This is a genomic window from Halorussus marinus, from assembly GCF_004765795.1.
GTDB classification, from domain to species: domain Archaea; phylum Halobacteriota; class Halobacteria; order Halobacteriales; family Haladaptataceae; genus Halorussus; species Halorussus marinus.
The window spans coordinates 1-17,115 of record NZ_SBIV01000015.1; the positions used below are offsets into that span (position 1 = coordinate 1).

Sequence of the window (17,115 nt, forward strand, 5' to 3'; positions counted from 1 at the left end):
TTTGAGCAACCGGTACAACCTCCCCGATGAAGCGGGAGATTTGCGTCATGGTCAACGGAACTCTCCCGCTTCAACTCCTTTGATTTAGCGGCCTACCTCTCTGCCGTATGGCGATTCAACACAGCCTCTCGGGTTGAAGGAAGGGGACCCACGTCCCGTAGCAGGTCGGCCAATCGGGACAGGAAAGTCCAGCACCGATTGCACTGGTGTAGGCTCCAAGAAGCATCACAATATACGTCACTAGTAGCGTCAAACTGGCGATATGCCTGTACTCGACCGGAATCCTTGAAATCGCGGTTCGTATATCGTGCCTGCGGAGTCGGGCTTGAGACATAATATTGGGTAGGGACGTTGACTTGCGGTGTGACGAGTTGATGTCTTGGAGACAAAGTGTTAAGCCGGATTCCCAGCGAGTGGGACACCGCCTGCTATTCATTGAGGAGCCGTCTCATGATACTGTTAAGAAGACACACGGTTTGTAGGGAAAACCCCTATATGCCAATAGTATGATGGCTCAAGAACATACCCAGGAACGGTCAATAGATGAACGCGACCGCGAGGTGAAGTCTGCCAACGACAACATCTGTCCCGAGTGTCAGGGTCATATTACACGGACTAGCGACAGCGGTGAGGCGACCTGCGAAAGCTGTGGGTTGGTTTTTGAAGATAATCCAATCGACCACGGTCCTGAGTGGCGTGCGTTCACTTCAGAGGAACGCGATGAAAAGAGTCGGGTCGGGGCTCCGACGACGCAGCTGATGCACGATAAGGGTCTGAGTACGACTATCGGCTGGCAGGACAAGGATGCCTACGGACAGGCTGTCTCTGGTCGCAAACGTGCTCAATTACAGCGCCTCCGGACGTGGGACGAGCGGTTCCGTACGAAGGATGCTCACGAGCGGAATCTCAAGCAAGCGCTCGGGGAGATCAGCCGCATGGCGTCCGCTCTGGGACTTCCTGAATCGGTTCGGGAAACTGCAGGCGTCCTGTACCGGCGTGCTGTGGAGCAGAACCTGCTCCCCGGTCGCTCGATCGAGGGTATGTCGACGGCGTCGTTGTATGCGGCTGCTCGACAGCACGGAATGCCACGGCCGCTGACGGAGTTCGCCGATGTCAGCCGTGTCGAGAAAATCCGGATCCAGCGAGCGTACCGATATCTGTCCCGAGAACTTGGGCTGGAGATCGAGCCGGAGGATCCCATGCAATATATTCCACAATTCGCGTCATCGCTCGACGTGAGCGACGAAGCAGAACGGCGCTCTCGAGAACTGCTTGAGGTAGCTACAGATAATGCCGTCCACAGTGGAAAGAGTCCAGCCGGGTTGGCGGCTGCCGCTCTGTATGCTGCGACCCACCTCACGAACGAACAGCTCACACAGGAGACGGTGAGTGAGGTCGCCCACGTCAGTCGAGTCACGATCCGAAATCGATACCAAGAGCTTCTCGAGGTGTACGCGCAGTATGACTGACCGGATAGCCCCTGCCGGGCGAAATCCAGCTACTGAGTGGGTCATGATACGATATTTACCATGAGCGAGTTCTCAATACAGACCGAGGTCGAGATATTGGAGCTGCTCGTTGATGAGTCACCGTGCCATGTGATGGAGATCACTAACGCCGTCGATGGACACCCGATCACCATTGACCAAACGTGTGCTCACCTCCATAGTGAGGGCTGTATTGTTCCACTGGGGAGGGGTCTCTACGAGATCACAGACGCAGGCGAACAACGACTCGAAATTCAGCACGATTCATAATTGTGTCACCATGTCTCCCCTCTTTCGATGGATCGACCGTCATGACTCTGGAACCACGATCCCGACTGAGTTCGTGGGACCAATGGGATGCCTCTCCAGCAATCGGACACCATATCCCGAGGACCACGTATTATCGAATAATGGGAGATGATTCAGTGTCGTCCGAGGACACTCCGGAGGTACAGGATGTCCTTGATGCGCTGGATGATCCCGCGTGTCGGGCTATTCTCCAGGAAACTATCGAACCAATGACTGCGAACGAACTCCTCGACGCATGTGACATCCCCAAGTCGACGCTGTATCGAAAATTAGAACTCCTCAGTTCCGCTTCCCTCGTTCGAGAACAGGAGACGATCAACCCCGGAGGTGGACGGGTTACCTACTACGAGCGGTCGTTCGAGGACGTCACGATCTCTATGGACGACACAGGTACGTTTTCGGTGAGCGTCGATCGGCCGCCGAAATCTACAGACGAACGGCTTGCAGATATCTGGTCGATGATGGGGGACGAAGTATGAACGGCGTCATCACGGCGATTGCAGTCGTCAAGTTCGTAATCCTGCTTCTCGGTGGCGGGATTACCTATATTGCATTTAAAGCCTATCGACGTACGGGTGCGGATTCGCTACGTGTCCTTGGTGTCGGGTTCGGTATCATCACACTCGGGGCAATTCTAACTGGCGTGGCCAACCAGTTCTTTTCTGTCGGATTGGCCCTCGGCGTGCTCATCAACAGCCTGTTCGTCGCCCTTGGCCTCGCGGTCATCATGTACTCGCTGTATATCCAGAAATGAACCCCGTTCCGAATGTTGCCGTTCCTGATCTCCGTCGGGGTAGCTACCTAATCCTTTTCGGCGTTGTTCTGTTCGTTCTCACGCTTGTTAGCAGTGCAATGCTCGCCCCTGCGATTGGGACGGCTTCGGAGACAGACCAGACGTCCCGAACCTTGGTCGGGTCTCAGGGGGGTGGCCCAGGCTGGCACGAATACGGCAGCGTCTATCTTCTCAACGGGACGAACACTACCTGGCGTGAATCGAGTGCTGATAGCTATTTTGACGTCACACAAACGGAGAACGGAACAGTGTTAGCCGGGTTCATGGACAGCGGGTACGCTTCGTGCGGACCGTACGAGTCTCCCTGTACCCGAACGGGATTCCGAGTCATTGACCCCGGGAAAGACCTGCAGGTGGTTTCGGAGTATAGCTTCCCGGTGCGAACGAACAAGAACAGCGAAGTCCACGATGTCGAACGACTCGAATCGGGAGAATACTTGGTCACCGATATGGAGTACGAGCGTATCTTTACTGTCAAGAACGGCGAAGTCACGTGGCAGTGGAATGCGAGTTCGTTCTACGACGCCCCACAAGATCCGACGACGACCGACTGGCTGCACATCAACGACGTGGACGTCATCGGCTCTGGGCGCTATCTCGTCTCAGTACGGAATGCCAACCAGCTACTCGTTATCGAGCGCGGCGAGGGCGTCGTTGAGGTTATCAATGAGGATACGACCGATTCGAACGATGCCAATTGCCGGAAATCCGGCCAGTTGAACGACTATGACAATGATGGCGATATTCGATGCGGTGACCCCGACGTGCTCAACCACCAGCACAACCCCCAGTGGCTCGGGGATGGTGCCGTCCTCGTTGCCGACAGCGAGAACGACCGAGTCGTGGAACTGCATCGAACGGAGGGCGGTAAATGGGAGCCAGCGTGGGCTCTTGATCGGGCAGCGGGTGTCGAGCTCGATTGGCCCCGGGATGCGGATCGCCTCCCGAACGGAAACACGCTTATCACCGACACGCTCAACCGGCGACTCGTAGAGGTCGACGAATCCGGGACTGTCGTCTGGAGCGTTCGAACAGAGCGTATCCCATACGAAGCCGACCGACTGCCCTACGGTGAGTCTGTCGGAGCCCCGAAGTACACGACTAACGGAAGCAGCGTCGACAGCCCTGACGCCGGCGTGCCGGTTCTCTCACTACTGCTGGTCGGGCTTCGGGCAGTCGTTCCGTCAACGCCATTCTGGTTCCGGGAACCACAACTTGGACTGACGCTTGTCTCTACACTCCTCATTGTCGTCGGCGGAGTTGATCGTATTCGTAACTAAATTTCCTCTCGAAGCCAGTCGAGAGCTCGCTCGCGTTTCTTGATGTCGAAATATCGCATTTCGTTGGGGGCGACTGGCCAGATCGGTCGGATTGCATACCACCAGTCGAACAGGAGTTTTGCCCATCGTGTATCGCCGACTGCGGCGTACCGGTCGATATCGAACTCAGGGCCGTACCGGAGATCGGGAACCACCCCGTGGAGGTGTGTGAGAAACGCCCTGAACGTCCAGTTCGGAACTTCCTCGTACACGTGGATGTACCCGTGCTTATCGCTCTTTTCGACGAGGAGTGAGTACAGCTCTTGATAGCCTGTTCGCGTGCCCTTCCCGACGCGAATCGCAATGAGGTTCTCGTTCGTCTCGTCCAACACCTCGAACATTTGATCGGGTGCTGTGTGGGACATCGTTAGTGGGAGTGATTCGTCGTACCGACAGGGTCAGTATCGGGATCGGTACGCCCGACGAGCTCCACGGTTGCGTGGTCGATTCCTCGATTCGTGAGATAGTCGTGAACCCGTGACTGGATTCTCCGTTGCTCCTCGAGTGTGGTCGACGTATCTGTCAGTCGGACGGTTGCGACGGTGAGTTGACTACAGACTTGCCAGACGTGGAGATCCTCAATCTGGTCGACGCCATCGAGTGTCGTCAATTCATCCCGGAGTTCTTCGGACGACACCGGGCTCCGTTCCAACAGGATCGAGGTGCTTTCCCGGAGGACGTTCCCGGCCGACGCGAGCACCAGCAGCCCAATGAGTACGGCCGCCACAGGGTCTGCGATGGGGAGATCGAACACTGCGACGGCGGCGGTCGAGACGATTACCGCAACAGAGCCACCGGCGTCACCGAGCAGGTGGTAGAACGCCCCGCGCTCGTTGAGACTCATCTCACCACCCTGCAACACGTACACGGAGCCGATGTTTACCAGCAGGCCACCCGTAGCGATGATCAGCGTCAACTCGGGATTGATCGCCACTGGCTCAAGGAACCGCTGGTAGGACTCCCAGACGATGTATCCGACCATTGGAAGGAGCAAGACGCCGTTCAGGAAGGCCGCAACCGGCTCCAGTCGGTGGAGACCGTACGACCACGCCTCGCCACCCTCGAACCGTTCGGCGGTGTAGCTCGCGCCGAACGCCATCGCGTACGCCAGCATATCGAACAGCATGTGGAGTGCGTCGCTGATAAGCGCGACCGACCCGAACAGGAGTCCACCAGCCAGTTCGATGACGAATCCAAAGAAATTGACGACCGCGACGAGCGCAAGCCGACGCGTACTGCCACTTGATTTAGACGGGAGGTTGTGCTCTGCGGTCTCCTCATCAGTATGCTCGTGAAGGGTCATAAGTTCACATTAGAGGGGGTTCTATTTCGAATCTGAGGATTCCGGTTGTTCCTGGGTAGATTCCTGGGCCCCGTCTTCACTCGTCACCATCGAATCCTGCGCCGTTGATTCAGTGCTATCCGAAGAGGTAATCTCCTCATCGGCTCCCTCCGGTTCTGGTTTGGACCGCTCCGATTCTTCGGAGAGTGATGTATCTTGGGCGGAGGAGCCCGCGAAATCGAGCGGACGAAGCCAGATGAACCAAACCACAAATACGGTTGTGCCATAGCCGACGATCCACACGAGGTCAGCAACTGCAGAGAGGTTCGCCTGTTCGAAGGTGTATACCAACAAACCGGGCCCGATGAGCCCAATGAGCACAACGAGGACGGCAAACTGCGGAGACGAGAGTCCGAACGGGTATCGTTGCTGATCTGCCTCCGTATGGGATGTTGCGTTTCCCTCATTCTCTGCACCCATCTTACCCCTCCGAAGCGCTGGTTTCGGTGTCTGTCTCCGGCGTGATTCGAGAGAGTCGCATCGCGTTCCCGGTGACGGCCGTCGTCATTCCGGCATCGCCAGCGAGGACGGCGAGCCAGATCGGGACGTATCCGAACGGGACTGCGACTGCCAGCCCGGCTTTGACAGCGAGACTCGACCAGATGTTCTGTCGGATGACCCCGTTCGCATCGTGTGCGAGTTCGTAGAGGTACGGGAGCTTTGCGAGGTCATCACCCATCAAGGCGATGTCGGCGGTCTCCAATGCGGTATCAGTCCCGGCAGCCCCCATCGCCACGCCGACTGTGGCGGTGGCGAGCGCCGGTGCGTCGTTGATGCCGTCACCGACCATCGCAACGCCGTCGTACTCCTCGACGAGCTCCTCGATCGCCGTCACCTTGTCCTCGGGGAGTAATTCGGCCTGGTACTCGTCGACGCCGACCTGTTCGGCGATCGCGCGGGCAGTCCGCTCATTGTCACCCGTCAGCATCACCGTTCGGGAGACGCCGAGTTGCTTGAGTCGCGTCACTGTTCGCTTCGCTTCGGGTCGGATCTCGTCGGCGACTGCGATGACGCCTTCGAGTTCGTCTTCGGTTCCAACGAGGACAACGGTCTTCCCTTCTGCTTGGAGTTCGGGAACGGTCTCGTCGAGAAGGTCGAGGCAGTTGTTCCGGTCGCATATCTGCCGAGCTGTCTGGGTGACGACACCGCCGTCAGTGGTCGCGTGGACGTGTGATAGGTCGAATCCCAGCTCCTCGAACAGCCCCGGCTTGCCAGCGAAGTGGGGCGTCCCGTCGAGGTCGGCCCGGACGCCCTTGCCGGTGATGCTCTCGAAATCATCGATCTCGCGCTCGGCGACTCCCATGCTGCCGGCCTCAGCGACGATCGCCTCGCCGATGGGATGTTCGCTCCGTTGTTCGAGCCCGCGGGCACACCGGAGGACGTCTTCCTCCGAATTTTCGTTTAATGGAACGACGTCAGTGACGGTGAGCTCACCTTTCGTGAGCGTCCCCGTTTTGTCGAAGGCGACGACGTCGACGGCCCCCATCGCTTCGAGGTGGTTGCCGCCCTTGATCAGGACGCCGTTCTTCGCGGCGCTCGTAATTCCCGACACGACGGACACGGGTGTCGAGATGACGAACGCACACGGGCAGGCCAGTACCAGTAACGTCAACCCGTAGACGACGGCCGTGGGCCAGGTCGTGCCGAGAACGTACGGGCTTCCCACCGTCGTCAAAATGGCGAAGGCAACGACGACTGGCGTGTAGTACGTTGAGAAGCGTTCGACGAATTGCTCGCGCTCGGTCTTGTTCGACTGGGCATCCTCGACCATCTCCACGATTCGCGAGAGCGTGTTATCACCGGCTTCAGAGGTAACCTCTACCTCAAGATAGCCCTCTTCGTTGATCGTGCCGGCGTATACCTCATCTCCCATCGTCTTGTCGACGGGTACGCTTTCGCCTGTGATGGGTGCCTGATTGACGGCGCTTTCACCGTCGACGACGGTTCCGTCCATCGGGATCTTCTCCCCCGGTTTGACGACGACCACGTCGCCGACAGCGACCTCGTCGACAGGAACTGTCTCCGTGGTATCGTCCCGTTTGACGGTTGCCTCATCCGGTGAGAGGTCCATCAACTCCCGGAGCGAGTTCCGAGCGCGATCCATCGAGTACCGCTCCAGCAGCTCGGCGATACTGAACAGGAACGCGAGGGTGGCCGCCTCGAAGTAGAGCGCCTCACCGAAGGCGAGGCTCGCAACGAGTGCTCCGAGGATAGCCACCGACATCAGGAAGTCGATATCGAGGTTCAGATTCCGAGCGGAGTAGTAGCCGTTGCGGAAGATCTCCTGACCACCGGACGCGACGGCAACGAGGAACAGTACGTCGGCGACGAGCAGCTCCGTTCCGAGAAGGCTTGCAAGCTGTACATTCTGCCCGGTCAGGAAGAACTCGAAGAGCAAGCCGAGAGCGACGAATCCACCGCTGATCCACGTCTTGAGTGCTCGTGGACTCGTCCAGATGCTCTCGCGTTCCTCAGTCGGGTCCTGCCGTCCTGATTCGTCGCTCGACGTGTCTGTAACCTTGTACCCGGCACGTTCGATAGCGCCGATGATATCGGCTTCTCCAGTCCTCGAAGAATCGTACGTGACGACGACGGTTCCGGTCGTCGGCTGGGTTTCGAATGTTGTAATTCCCTCGACCCTCTCGAGAGCGTTCTCGATTTTGCCAGCACACGACGGGCAATCCATTTCCGGAACCGTGAATTTCGAGGACACTTCGCCGGTGTCCTCCACGGTGTACCCGGCCTTTTCGACCCGATTAGCAATCGCGGTGGCACTCGTTTGTTCGCCGTCGTATGAAACGGTCAGCGTCCCTTTCGTCACTTGCGGGTCGACGCTGCGGATTCCGTCCAGTTTTTCGACGCTGTTCTCTACCTTTCCTGCACAGGATGGACAATCCATCTCCGGGACCGCGAATTGTGCAACGTCCCCTTGGTCTATGGGTGGAGAAACGTCGTCGACGCCCTGTTCTGTGTGTTGGGCGTGTTCGTGATCACTGTGGTCGTGGTCATGCGTGTGACTATGCTCGTGGGACCCTTCTTCGTGTTCGTGGGCGCGATCCGGTGGCTCACCACTCCTGTTGTGGGAATCGTCGTCGGGGGAGGTCATCACTCTCCCCTAGCCACTACACATTTATTAAATCGACTGCTATAAAACACCCATTTTCTGCCAATACCTAATAAATACTTTGCCCTATATTATTAACTCGGCCGTTGTCTCATCTCAAATGCAGACCTAAGTATGGTTTGCTCGATACTCACCGTGTTTGACCTCGAGGAAGAGCGTAAAGACTCCAAACACGACGAGGCCGACGCTCACCATCATGACTGTACTTTTGCTCGTCGGACTCATCATCGTCCCACCAATTATGAGGGTGAGCAGGACCCCGAACGCGATTACCGTTTTCGTGTTATCGAATTCCATCGATAGTTTGTTACTGAAACTCAATCAGATGTTGTTTCCGACGTCTCTGCTGTCGATACCGTTGCGCGGGTCTTCCTTCGAACGAAGCCTACCCAGACAAGTGCACCAACGAGACACAGGATACCAGCGATCGCAATCGATTGACCGCGGATTGTCGTCCCGGTCTGGTTCTGTGTGATCAGCAAGATACCGATGCCGAAGAGGACGAATCCTTGAACACCTGCTGCTTTCGCTGGTTCAGTAATATACTCCGCCTCTGTGAGAATGCCAGCAACAGATCCGACGAACAACAACAGTCCCGCAACAGAGACAGGACGAAGGCCGAGAACGACACCGACCTCCGAGAGAGCAAATCCAATAGCGACAAAGAGTGGCCATGGACTCGCTCCCGTGAAGGTTGAATCCGTGTCTTCGGAATCGCTCATTATCTCGAGTTGAGCTTCACGATATAATAAATCGGCTGTTATTGATACCCCTATAGTTAATAGAAAATGGCTGTAATTCAGCCGTTAGTTAATATTGGTGCGGTATAACCTCACAGTCTGAAGCTGGTAATACTGCTTAGTCCCGATTCTCCGCGCTATCCCATCTTACGGTCAAATGGTTTTATAGAGACGCTCTGCCTACTCTTTTTTATGTGCATCTACTGCGACGCCTACGAAGAAGAGCGAGAAACGGAGAGTCAGTCTCCAGTCGAAGACAACCACTCTGAACAAAAGACTACTTCCACGCTGTCAAAGGGAGCGTTTGGACAACTTCGTTCTTCGCTAGCAGATCTGTTGTAACCGACCATTCTGGCCATTGATGACGCCACGTAGGTCGATACGCGAGCGGAGAAGTTCGAACGTCGAACCAGAACGGTTTCAACGCTGACTGGCCTACGGCCGAATAACAGCTTTCGAGAGTATGTCATACGAAGGCACTACGGTTCCACGGCGTGACTCACCTGCAGGGGAGTGTGATTACTGTGGGCATCCGTTCCCGACGACCGACCGCCTCGTCCTCCACAAAGGCTTAGAACATCCCCAAGAGCTGGATGACGACGAGGAGGACGCATTCCTCTCTGCCCGAGCAGACGAAGAAGACGAGTTGCGTACACTCCGTCTGAAAGCGCTTGGAGCCCTCGTGCTCCTGTACTTCGGTCTTCTATTCATGTATGCTATCTTTGCCTGACTCAGATACGAACACCGGGGCAAGCGAAGAGGTACACATAGAGTCAGGTCCAGGGTCGAGGCTTCGTCATTGGGTCGTCTCGAACACGAAGCTCAGACTCTTCGTACAGTTTGTACTCTGGGTCTCGATACTGACGCTGTTTACCGAAACAGTCGCTGCCGGTAACGGGATGACGCTCTCGAAGCAGCCTCGGGATACCCTTGCCGTTCCCCGATGGCTGTATCTTGCCACTGGCGGCGCCACGATCGGCGCCTCTGCCCTACTTGCGAGCTTCGTTACTGATCGAGCCTTTATCCGCTATCTCCACAACTGGTCACTCCCCGGTCCGACGGTCGACGACTGGTGGACACCGATTCGATGGATCGGACGTAGTTTTGGGATTGTCGTCCTTGGACTGGCAGTGTATCTCGGACTGACCGGACCGCAGCTCCCGACAGCAAGCTTCACCATTCTCGTCACATTTGTCGTCGTTCGAGCGGGCTTGCCGATGCTTACGTATCTTGGAGGGAACGTTTGGCCAGCACTGAACCCCTGGCGAGGGATCGTCTCGCTTCTCCCAGCTGGACACAGAACGTATCCAAGAGAATTAGCCCGATGGCCAGCTGTCGGTGGCCTATTACTCCTTGTGTGGATTGAGGTGATTTTCCCTGTCAGCACGATTCCGTCAATTCTTTCGCTTGCGATCCTCGGCTACAGTGCCGTCACAATCGCAGGCGCAGTACTCTTCGGTCCTGACGCGTGGTTCGAGAACGCAGATCCGTTATCCGTCCTGTTCCGATTTTTCGGGGCTGTCGCCCCTGTAAAACGGCGGGACGGGAAGCTCACTGTAAAACTGCCCGGTAGCGACCTGACTGACTCAGACTTAATCACGGACACCTCCGATGTTGCGTTCGTCATTGCGCTGATTTGGGAGCTCACGTACAGCGGCTTCATCACGACGCAGACGGGCGCAGCAACTACCGAGGCACTCGTCAGCCTCTCCAATATTGGAGTGGGAGCCGTACAGATTCGTGCGATCCTCATCTACACACTCCTTTTCGTCAGTGGCTACGTCGTTTTCTTCGCCGCGTATTGGTATGCGGGCGTACTCTCTCGGCGACGGACCGGGACATACATCACAGCGAAACGTATCGCCTTTCGGTTTGCACCCTCGCTATTGGCCATCGCAGCGGGATATCACCTCGCCCACTACACCGGACTGGCTGTATCCCTCAGTCCGGCTCTAGGCATGGCAATTCTCTCTCCACTGTCGCCCCCAGCGAATCCCCTGACATTGTCTCCACCTGGGTGGTTCGAGGGTTTGAGTATCGCCTACGTGCTCATCGGGCATCTCCTCGCTATCTGGGCAGCGCACGCGACCGCCTACGAACTCTTCTCGAGTCGTCTCGTCGCAATCCGGAGCCAGTACCCGTTCATCGGTGTGATGATCGGGTACACCGTTATTAGCCTCTGGATTCTCTCACTTCCAGGAGCGACGCCCCCATATCTACCCTGATTCTGGTGGTTTCGAGAGAACAACGGATCGCACACTAAGGTCAGAACTCAACCAGAAAGATCACTCGGCAGTGAACTCAATCGGGTCCATGTCGAGAAACGCGGTTTCGTAGCCGTCGTGGCGCGCCAGTTGGGGTGGTGTCTCTACAGTGATTCTGACCGTATCGCCAGTCTTGAGTTCATCAATACCCATCCCATAGAAACTCCCGAGGTCAGGATCAAGGGACGCTTGGAGTGTCCCTTGTGTGATTGTATCCCCTCCACGGTCGAGTGTTGCTGAAAGAGCCATCCTCGGGAGCATCACGCGATTGTAGGGTGTGCGTGGAGAAACGATTAGGAAGGGTCCTTCAGTATCACTAAACCGATGGTCACCGTCAACGAGAGCAACCAGCATCGTTGCGTCACCGGATTGCCCTTCGTGGAGTAGTCGACCGGGAAGCTCGGATTTTGTCGGCACGACCGGTTCAGGAATCATTTCCATATCCATTAGATCGACTGTCCCACGGGTGCCTGCTTTGTCCCCTAACCGGCGAATCTCCAAATTGTACGTCTCATCCGTATCGAACGTGAACTGCATCGTGGCAGACTGTCCCTCTGTAAATCGCCCGTTGAATGGACTCGTACGAGCTGTCTGCAACGGGCCAACCTGGAGCGTCACATCGTACTGTCCTTCCCCCGGGAGAGCGATATTGTCGCCGTAGTGGAACCCCATATTCGGCGAGATCATCGGCCAGAGGTTGGTCGAGGACACTCGACCGTCGCTGTTACTGATTTCGACAGAGACGTCGACCGGGAGGATCGTCTCCGTCTCGGTGTCCCAGACACTCGCCATCAGATGCACCGAATCATCCGACTGAACGACGACTTTCGTCTTTCGTGAGCCAGTGAGGTTCCAGAAACGGTGCGGGAAGGAGTGCATCAGTGCAAATCCGAGACTGCCTGCCGTCGTCGTTCCGTACATTCCCATCCCTTCGATGATTGCCGGATAGTAGACCGCGTCAGGTCGATCCTCCACGATCGGTGGATCACGCCATGCAGACTGCGTCTCGAATCCGAGCCGCCCCAGGCAACCAGACAGTACCAGGCCCCCCGAGAGAGCAGTCCCCTGTTTGAGAAACGTTCTCCGATTCATGTTCTCCTCTGAGATACTATGTTTGGTAGATTCATTGAGTCGACCTCGCTGTCGTCAACCGGGGGTTTCTGTAACTGCCAGCCTCGGCCATTCTGTGACTGTCTACGCTAAGCGAACGACGAATCCGGTGAGTACCAGGAGTGAGACAACGCCAAGTAACGTCGCCAGTAGGAGGTGCTTCTCTTCCATAGATTTGGCTTCGGTTGGAATTCTAAAGACACCTTTGGAACTACAACGTCACCTGCACATCTGGCATATCAACGAAGGCTGTCTCGTATCCTTCATGGCGAGCTGTTTGTGGGGGCGAATCGACCGTGATCGTCAGCTCATCTCCCGTCTGTACATCTGCGACCGTCGCTCCGTAGTGATAGCGGAGCTCTGGATCGATGGTTGCCTGTAGAATTCCGTCGAACACTGACATCCCGTCACGGTGCAGTGTTCCCGAAAGCGACATCATCGGCAGCATCGTTCGATTGTAGGGTGTGCGCGGAGAAACAGCGAGATACCTCTGCTCCTCGTCCCCACCGAAACGTGACGCGTCTTCGAGGATCGTAACCACGAACTTCGCGTCCCCACTCGTCCCCGAGCCACGAACGTCCCCCGGGAGCGCGTCCGGTGTCGGCACTTGCGAACTCGGTAACATCTCCATGTCCATCAGGTCGACAGCACCCTTCGTGCCTTCTCTGTCGTCGGGAATGTCCGTATACGAGATCTCGTTGAGCGTCGATTCGCTGAATTCGAACTCGAACGTGAACGAGGCGTTCCCCTGATTCTCGGCCAGCGACCCCGTCCGTCGCGTCGACGGCCCGCCGATGCTGACCTCGACAGTGTATGTGCCGTCGCCCTGGAGCTGTGCGTTATCGCCGAAGTGAAACCCCATCGGCTGGGAGAGCATCGGCCACGGTGCGAACTGGTCGACCTGCTCGCCGTCCTGTGTAATCGTGAGCTGTGGATTGATATCGGGTGGGATGATCCCCGTCTGTGTCTCCCAAACGACCGGCATCAGGTGAATCGAATCTTCGGATTGAATCTCGACCTTCGTGATCCCATTCGGCTTCATCAGCCAGAACCGGTGCGCATACGAGTACGTGAGCGCACAACTGTACCCGCCCTGTTCCTTCATTCCGGGCATTTTCATGCCCTCGTAGTGGGTCGGATAGTAGACTGCGTCCGGGCGGTTCTCGGGGAGCGGTGGTGCCCGCGCTGACCGCGTCTCAAACAGGCCGGTACACCCCGCGAGCCCCACGAGTGACGTGCCCCCGACCGCCCGAAGCACGTCACGACGATTCATGCGTCACCTCCTGTGCGTTCTCGACCGGTCGCGCAGGCGGCAGCGAACGCAACGACCGTGGGGGGACGAGGAAATTACCGCGACGCTCCGTTCGGATGTACTGCAGGATGCCGTTGTTGTTTCGCTGACCGACGGCCGACTGCTCGGTGACGTCAGTGCCATTCATCGCTTCTCTCGTGTCGACGAAGTCGGTGATCCGTCGCTGGAGCGCAAGGAAGTGGAGGCTGGCGGTTTCACCGTCGGTAGAATCGAAGTCGCGCCGAAGGATGAGAGGCGAGTCATCGTCATCGCGAGCGCGGGCGGATTTCTGGGAGTGACCGACGACGCCCATCTCGCGGGCCGTCTCATCCGTTGGCTGACAGTCGTCGATTTTGCTGCTGGTTCCGAGATTGTCTCCAGCGCCCTCGATTACGTCGTTCTCGGCGTGGTACGGACAGAACATCTTCGCCTCACGCTGCCAGCGATCGTCCTGATTGTACCACTGATTGAGATTGAGCTGGAGCTTGGAGATGTGCTGGGTCGTTCCACCGGCGAACGGCCCCGACTGGATTGTCACGCGATCTTCACTGGCCTGGTTCTTTTTGAATCCCGATTTGAATCCCATAAACAGCGGCGCGTCCTCTGGGACCTTATCTGCCGGAACACCCTCTGCATCGTCAGCATTCTCCGCCGGCAACCCGTCCCCAATAAAGCCCGTCCGCCGGTCGGCGATTGAGAAAACATCGGTCAGTGTAGCGTCAGGCTGATCGACACCGTTGAGGGTTGATTTGTTCCCTTTGAGGGCTTCTTCGGCACCGAGCACCACCTGTGCCGTGTTACTCGCGAGATGGACGACTGCATCGGGCGTATCGAACTCGGGATCCTCAAACGGCGCAAGTGCTTCTGGATCAGGGAGGTCAACGTCTTCGGGAAGCGATTCGTCGAATCGGTCGAAGTATGCCGGAGAATAACTCACCGTGAGCAATAACCCGCCCCCGCTTCGCTCGTAGGCGTGTTCGATCCCACGGAGAGCTGTTTCAACTTGGTCACGGTCGTCTTCGTTCGGGGGCCCGTCTCGTCGGTAATTTAGATAGAGGAGCACACGATGGCTCGGAGCGACGACGTTCCCGTGGTCGTCCCGTGGGAGGGCCTCATTCCAAGCGTGCTGACGTTGTGGATACGACGAGAGATCATCCGGCCCTGTTGGGACGTCAACATCTTCACGGCCTAAACAGGCACTGAATGCCGCTGCGCCTCCGATAGCGACGGCCGACTTGAGGAATTCTCTGCGAGGGATACCTCTCTCATCAGTCATTGACGACAGTTAGGAAGCCAACGGAAAAGGCGGTTCTGGTAGAGTTCTTGAATCCCCGCTCAAGGTCGGTAGTAGACTATCTGGTGATGAGCTTCTTCACCAAGTTCCACCCGATAAATCGGGGGGCCCGCTTGCGGTATTGCTCGTATTCCTGGCCATACTGCTCTCGCAGCCACGGTTCTTCGGCAAACGGGAACAGTGCGTACACGAGGATGGTCAAGATGCCGTGTACAGCCAGTTTCCGGGAGTTCACTGCAATGATCGCGCCGACGATGAACGTAATGAATCCCACGCTCTGAGGGTTGCGCGTGTACTGGTAGATACCGTTCGTCCGAAGTTCCCCTTCTCTTCCACTGCTTTCCATCCACCCAAGTTCGAAGAGTGCTGAGAGGGCAAATCCCATCCCGAGTGCGGCGATACCGCTACCCGTGAGTTTGCTCCAACGTTCGGTGAAAATGAAGGAGTCCCGATCGAGCGCGCCCAGCACGGGAAACCCAGCGAACACGACGGAGAGCGCTGACCAATTGAACCACCACCGCCAAGAGCTGTCACCGATGGGCCACACTCGACGGTCAGGATGAACCGCACTGATGGCGTACCCGAGAATCAGCGTGACATCCGCGACGACCGCCGTCAGGAGCGCACGATCTGAGAACGAGGACATACGTGTATGTCGTGATAGTGAAGGACAAAAAAGTGAGACAATCTTGGGTTCGCATCTGGGTACTGCTCCCTCTGAAGAGGTTTGGAACCACCAACCACTCTCTACAATTCTAACATCCGGAGTAACTCGAATCGACGTTCTCAGGTAACTGCGTTTCAAATTCAGCCCACATGGCGGGATTTGTCCCACTCCATAGCGGGTTTACCGGTTCGCAGTCCCTTCCGTTGCTCGTGGTGATCACCGCCGCGGCTGCGGGTACAGCGGTACTTCTGGGACTTGCGATCGGCGCGTTCGTTCAACGCCAATCCCGTCCATATCTGTTAATCGTCGCTGCATTGGCTGCCCTTCTTGGACGCTCTGCGGTTGCGGGGATCTCCATCGTAGGCCTGTTTTCACAAGCCGAGCATCACCTCCTCGAACACGGGCTTGATGTCATTCTTGTAGCGCTCGTTATTGCTGCAGTCTATCACTCCCGAACCATTTCGAACGAGACCAACTTCGATACATGACACACCAACGTGACCGAATTCACGAGTATATTGCCACCCACCCTGGAGAACACTTCAACGCGCTCACGCGGAGACTCGACCTCGCACCAGGACAGGTACAGTACCATCTCAGGAAACTCCAGAATCAAGAGAGAGTGGTCAACCTACCTCTCTATGGCCGGACCCACTATTACACACCGGAATATGATGCGTGGGAGCGGGGAGCAATCGCTGTCCTTCGCCGGGAAACAGCACGCGACATCTTATTCTGTGTTCTCGAACAGGGAACATCCAGCCCGAACGCTGTCACAGAGTCCCTCGGGATTGCTCGGGGAACCCTTGAGTGGCACTTGGATCATTTGACGGAACAGAATCTCATCGAGAAACACCGAGATGTCAATAATCACGTGACGCTGGTCGCAGCCGAGCGGACTGAGACCGCTCGCCTCCTCGAAGAGATCTCCCCCTCGCTGTCCGATCGGATGATCGACCGGTTCACCCGCCTCGTCGATAACCTATTGGCGGATGGATCGTAACGAGCCCTCGGATGTATTTCGTTGAAACGAGAACTTGATTGTTCGATTACTGCACCCACTTGGATAGAACGCTATGCAGTCCCTGAGTCCACGGTTCCCAGATACTGGGTTTCCCACTCACGACGTGCCTCTATTTCACGCTGACCGCGCTGTGTAACTGTGTATACGTTCGTCCGCCTGTCGAGTTCACCCTTCTCGAGCAGTCCTTTGTCGACGAGGTCGTCGAGATTCGGATAGAGGCGCCCGTGGTTGATCTCCTGTTCGTAGTAGTCGTCGAGTTCGTCTTTGATTGCGAGCCCGTGTGGTTCCTTGAGCCCGGCCGTTACATACAAGATGTCCCGCTGGAACCCAGTTAGATCGTGCATCCGTCTG

Annotated in this window: 21 protein-coding genes; 9 read left to right on the plus strand and 12 right to left on the minus strand. The window is 56.8% G+C overall.

The features are described 5' to 3' along the window. Window positions 1-115 precede the first annotated feature (115 nt). Window positions 116-436: a COX15/CtaA family protein gene (locus tag EPY72_RS20015; protein WP_135807371.1), complete on the minus strand. Its 321-nt coding sequence runs from the start codon at window positions 434-436 to the stop codon at window positions 116-118. 70 nt (window positions 437-506) lie between these two features. On the opposite strand from EPY72_RS20015, the gene EPY72_RS18365 reads away from it, so the two are divergent. From EPY72_RS18365 to EPY72_RS18385, 5 genes are all read left to right on the plus strand, one after another. Beyond that, a complete protein-coding gene (locus EPY72_RS18365; RefSeq protein ID WP_004594566.1) occupies window positions 507-1,469 on the plus strand; it encodes a transcription initiation factor IIB in 963 nt (320 codons plus the stop codon). 60 nt (window positions 1,470-1,529) lie between these two features. After that, window positions 1,530-1,757 carry a hypothetical protein gene (locus EPY72_RS18370; protein ID WP_004594565.1) on the plus strand — a complete coding sequence of 76 codons (228 nt, stop codon included), beginning with the start codon at window positions 1,530-1,532 and terminating at the stop codon, window positions 1,755-1,757. A 140-nt stretch (window positions 1,758-1,897) separates the two neighbouring features. After that, window positions 1,898-2,275, plus strand: a complete 378-nt coding sequence (locus EPY72_RS18375; RefSeq protein WP_004594564.1) for a winged helix-turn-helix domain-containing protein — start codon at window positions 1,898-1,900, stop codon at window positions 2,273-2,275. After that, window positions 2,272-2,550: a DUF7521 family protein gene (locus tag EPY72_RS18380; protein WP_004594563.1), complete on the plus strand. Its 279-nt coding sequence runs from the start codon at window positions 2,272-2,274 to the stop codon at window positions 2,548-2,550. The genes EPY72_RS18375 and EPY72_RS18380 overlap by 4 nt, the downstream gene beginning before the upstream one ends. Further along, entirely contained in the window at window positions 2,547-3,869 is a 1,323-nt protein-coding gene (locus EPY72_RS18385; protein ID WP_004594562.1) for an arylsulfotransferase family protein, read from the plus strand. The genes EPY72_RS18380 and EPY72_RS18385 overlap by 4 nt, the downstream gene beginning before the upstream one ends. Here the strand turns inward: EPY72_RS18385 and EPY72_RS18390 are convergent. From EPY72_RS18390 to EPY72_RS18415, 6 genes are all read right to left on the minus strand, one after another. Beyond that, window positions 3,866-4,273, minus strand: a complete 408-nt coding sequence (locus EPY72_RS18390) for a SpoIIAA family protein (RefSeq protein ID WP_011222432.1) — start codon at window positions 4,271-4,273, stop codon at window positions 3,866-3,868. The genes EPY72_RS18385 and EPY72_RS18390 overlap by 4 nt on opposite strands. 2 nt (window positions 4,274-4,275) lie before the next feature. Then, entirely contained in the window at window positions 4,276-5,211 is a 936-nt protein-coding gene (locus EPY72_RS18395; protein ID WP_004594560.1) for a cation diffusion facilitator family transporter, read from the minus strand. Window positions 5,212-5,232: 21 nt separating this feature from the next. Beyond that, window positions 5,233-5,670 (minus strand): DUF7996 family protein, encoded by a 438-nt coding sequence (locus EPY72_RS18400; protein ID WP_004594559.1) that lies wholly within the window; start codon window positions 5,668-5,670, stop codon window positions 5,233-5,235. Window position 5,671: 1 nt separating this feature from the next. Continuing rightward, complete coding sequence (locus EPY72_RS18405) at window positions 5,672-8,356, minus strand: heavy metal translocating P-type ATPase (RefSeq protein WP_004594558.1); 2,685 nt, start codon at window positions 8,354-8,356, stop codon at window positions 5,672-5,674. A gap of 126 nt (window positions 8,357-8,482) precedes the next feature. Beyond that, window positions 8,483-8,671 (minus strand): DUF7333 family protein, encoded by a 189-nt coding sequence (locus EPY72_RS20210; protein WP_004594557.1) that lies wholly within the window; start codon window positions 8,669-8,671, stop codon window positions 8,483-8,485. A gap of 20 nt (window positions 8,672-8,691) precedes the next feature. Next, window positions 8,692-9,096, minus strand: a complete 405-nt coding sequence (locus EPY72_RS18415; RefSeq protein WP_004594556.1) for a DUF7541 family protein — start codon at window positions 9,094-9,096, stop codon at window positions 8,692-8,694. Between the two features lie 481 nt (window positions 9,097-9,577). Here EPY72_RS18415 and EPY72_RS18420 point away from each other — a divergent pair, with 481 nt between their 5' ends. Together EPY72_RS18420 and EPY72_RS18425 are read left to right on the plus strand one after the other, a co-directional pair. Further along, window positions 9,578-9,844, plus strand: coding sequence for a hypothetical protein (locus EPY72_RS18420; RefSeq protein WP_004594555.1), 267 nt, complete (start codon window positions 9,578-9,580; stop codon window positions 9,842-9,844). Next, window positions 9,828-11,339 carry a hypothetical protein gene (locus EPY72_RS18425; protein ID WP_004594554.1) on the plus strand — a complete coding sequence of 504 codons (1,512 nt, stop codon included), beginning with the start codon at window positions 9,828-9,830 and terminating at the stop codon, window positions 11,337-11,339. Before EPY72_RS18420 ends, EPY72_RS18425 begins: the two co-directional genes overlap by 17 nt. Window positions 11,340-11,399: 60 nt before the next feature. On the opposite strand, the gene EPY72_RS18430 is transcribed toward EPY72_RS18425, so the two are convergent. From EPY72_RS18430 to EPY72_RS18445, 4 genes are all read right to left on the minus strand, one after another. Then, window positions 11,400-12,470, minus strand: coding sequence for an iron transporter (locus EPY72_RS18430; protein ID WP_011222433.1), 1,071 nt, complete (start codon window positions 12,468-12,470; stop codon window positions 11,400-11,402). A gap of 229 nt (window positions 12,471-12,699) precedes the next feature. Then, window positions 12,700-13,761, minus strand: coding sequence for an iron transporter (locus EPY72_RS18435; RefSeq protein ID WP_004594552.1), 1,062 nt, complete (start codon window positions 13,759-13,761; stop codon window positions 12,700-12,702). Further along, window positions 13,748-15,055 carry a twin-arginine translocation signal domain-containing protein gene (locus EPY72_RS18440; protein ID WP_011222434.1) on the minus strand — a complete coding sequence of 436 codons (1,308 nt, stop codon included), beginning with the start codon at window positions 15,053-15,055 and terminating at the stop codon, window positions 13,748-13,750. Before EPY72_RS18440 ends, EPY72_RS18435 begins: the two co-directional genes overlap by 14 nt. A 76-nt stretch (window positions 15,056-15,131) precedes the next feature. Next, on the minus strand, window positions 15,132-15,719 hold the full coding sequence (locus tag EPY72_RS18445; RefSeq protein ID WP_004594550.1) for a methyltransferase family protein: 588 nt from the start codon (window positions 15,717-15,719) through the stop codon (window positions 15,132-15,134). Between the two features lie 230 nt (window positions 15,720-15,949). Here EPY72_RS18445 and EPY72_RS18450 point away from each other — a divergent pair, with 230 nt between their 5' ends. Both EPY72_RS18450 and EPY72_RS18455 read left to right on the plus strand, forming a co-directional pair. Continuing rightward, on the plus strand, window positions 15,950-16,228 hold the full coding sequence (locus tag EPY72_RS18450; protein WP_225935279.1) for a DUF7471 family protein: 279 nt from the start codon (window positions 15,950-15,952) through the stop codon (window positions 16,226-16,228). Further along, complete coding sequence (locus EPY72_RS18455) at window positions 16,225-16,743, plus strand: winged helix-turn-helix transcriptional regulator (protein WP_004594548.1); 519 nt, start codon at window positions 16,225-16,227, stop codon at window positions 16,741-16,743. The genes EPY72_RS18450 and EPY72_RS18455 overlap by 4 nt, the downstream gene beginning before the upstream one ends. Window positions 16,744-16,814: 71 nt before the next feature. On the opposite strand, the gene EPY72_RS18460 is transcribed toward EPY72_RS18455, so the two are convergent. Then, the gene (locus EPY72_RS18460; protein WP_004594547.1) at window positions 16,815-17,108 is read right to left on the minus strand and encodes a PadR family transcriptional regulator; all 294 of its coding nucleotides are present in this window, start codon (window positions 17,106-17,108) and stop codon (window positions 16,815-16,817) included. Between the last annotated feature and the right edge of the window lie 7 nt (window positions 17,109-17,115).

What these genes read in the sequence shown, in the direction of transcription:
- EPY72_RS20015 (WP_135807371.1), bottom strand. Translation starts at nt 436, where the DNA reads ATGAATAGCAGGCGGTGTCCCACTCGCTGGGAATCCGGCTTAACACTT.
- EPY72_RS18365 (WP_004594566.1), top strand. Translation starts at nt 507, where the DNA reads ATGATGGCTCAAGAACATACCCAGGAACGGTCAATAGATGAACGCGAC.
- EPY72_RS18370 (WP_004594565.1), top strand. Translation starts at nt 1,530, where the DNA reads ATGAGCGAGTTCTCAATACAGACCGAGGTCGAGATATTGGAGCTGCTC.
- EPY72_RS18375 (WP_004594564.1), top strand. Translation starts at nt 1,898, where the DNA reads ATGGGAGATGATTCAGTGTCGTCCGAGGACACTCCGGAGGTACAGGAT.
- EPY72_RS18380 (WP_004594563.1), top strand. Translation starts at nt 2,272, where the DNA reads ATGAACGGCGTCATCACGGCGATTGCAGTCGTCAAGTTCGTAATCCTG.
- EPY72_RS18385 (WP_004594562.1), top strand. Translation starts at nt 2,547, where the DNA reads ATGAACCCCGTTCCGAATGTTGCCGTTCCTGATCTCCGTCGGGGTAGC.
- EPY72_RS18390 (WP_011222432.1), bottom strand. Translation starts at nt 4,273, where the DNA reads ATGTCCCACACAGCACCCGATCAAATGTTCGAGGTGTTGGACGAGACG.
- EPY72_RS18395 (WP_004594560.1), bottom strand. Translation starts at nt 5,211, where the DNA reads ATGACCCTTCACGAGCATACTGATGAGGAGACCGCAGAGCACAACCTC.
- EPY72_RS18400 (WP_004594559.1), bottom strand. Translation starts at nt 5,670, where the DNA reads ATGGGTGCAGAGAATGAGGGAAACGCAACATCCCATACGGAGGCAGAT.
- EPY72_RS18405 (WP_004594558.1), bottom strand. Translation starts at nt 8,356, where the DNA reads ATGACCTCCCCCGACGACGATTCCCACAACAGGAGTGGTGAGCCACCG.
- EPY72_RS20210 (WP_004594557.1), bottom strand. Translation starts at nt 8,671, where the DNA reads ATGGAATTCGATAACACGAAAACGGTAATCGCGTTCGGGGTCCTGCTC.
- EPY72_RS18415 (WP_004594556.1), bottom strand. Translation starts at nt 9,096, where the DNA reads ATGAGCGATTCCGAAGACACGGATTCAACCTTCACGGGAGCGAGTCCA.
- EPY72_RS18420 (WP_004594555.1), top strand. Translation starts at nt 9,578, where the DNA reads ATGTCATACGAAGGCACTACGGTTCCACGGCGTGACTCACCTGCAGGG.
- EPY72_RS18425 (WP_004594554.1), top strand. Translation starts at nt 9,828, where the DNA reads ATGCTATCTTTGCCTGACTCAGATACGAACACCGGGGCAAGCGAAGAG.
- EPY72_RS18430 (WP_011222433.1), bottom strand. Translation starts at nt 12,470, where the DNA reads ATGAATCGGAGAACGTTTCTCAAACAGGGGACTGCTCTCTCGGGGGGC.
- EPY72_RS18435 (WP_004594552.1), bottom strand. Translation starts at nt 13,761, where the DNA reads ATGAATCGTCGTGACGTGCTTCGGGCGGTCGGGGGCACGTCACTCGTG.
- EPY72_RS18440 (WP_011222434.1), bottom strand. Translation starts at nt 15,055, where the DNA reads ATGACTGATGAGAGAGGTATCCCTCGCAGAGAATTCCTCAAGTCGGCC.
- EPY72_RS18445 (WP_004594550.1), bottom strand. Translation starts at nt 15,719, where the DNA reads ATGTCCTCGTTCTCAGATCGTGCGCTCCTGACGGCGGTCGTCGCGGAT.
- EPY72_RS18455 (WP_004594548.1), top strand. Translation starts at nt 16,225, where the DNA reads ATGACACACCAACGTGACCGAATTCACGAGTATATTGCCACCCACCCT.
- EPY72_RS18460 (WP_004594547.1), bottom strand. Translation starts at nt 17,108, where the DNA reads ATGCACGATCTAACTGGGTTCCAGCGGGACATCTTGTATGTAACGGCC.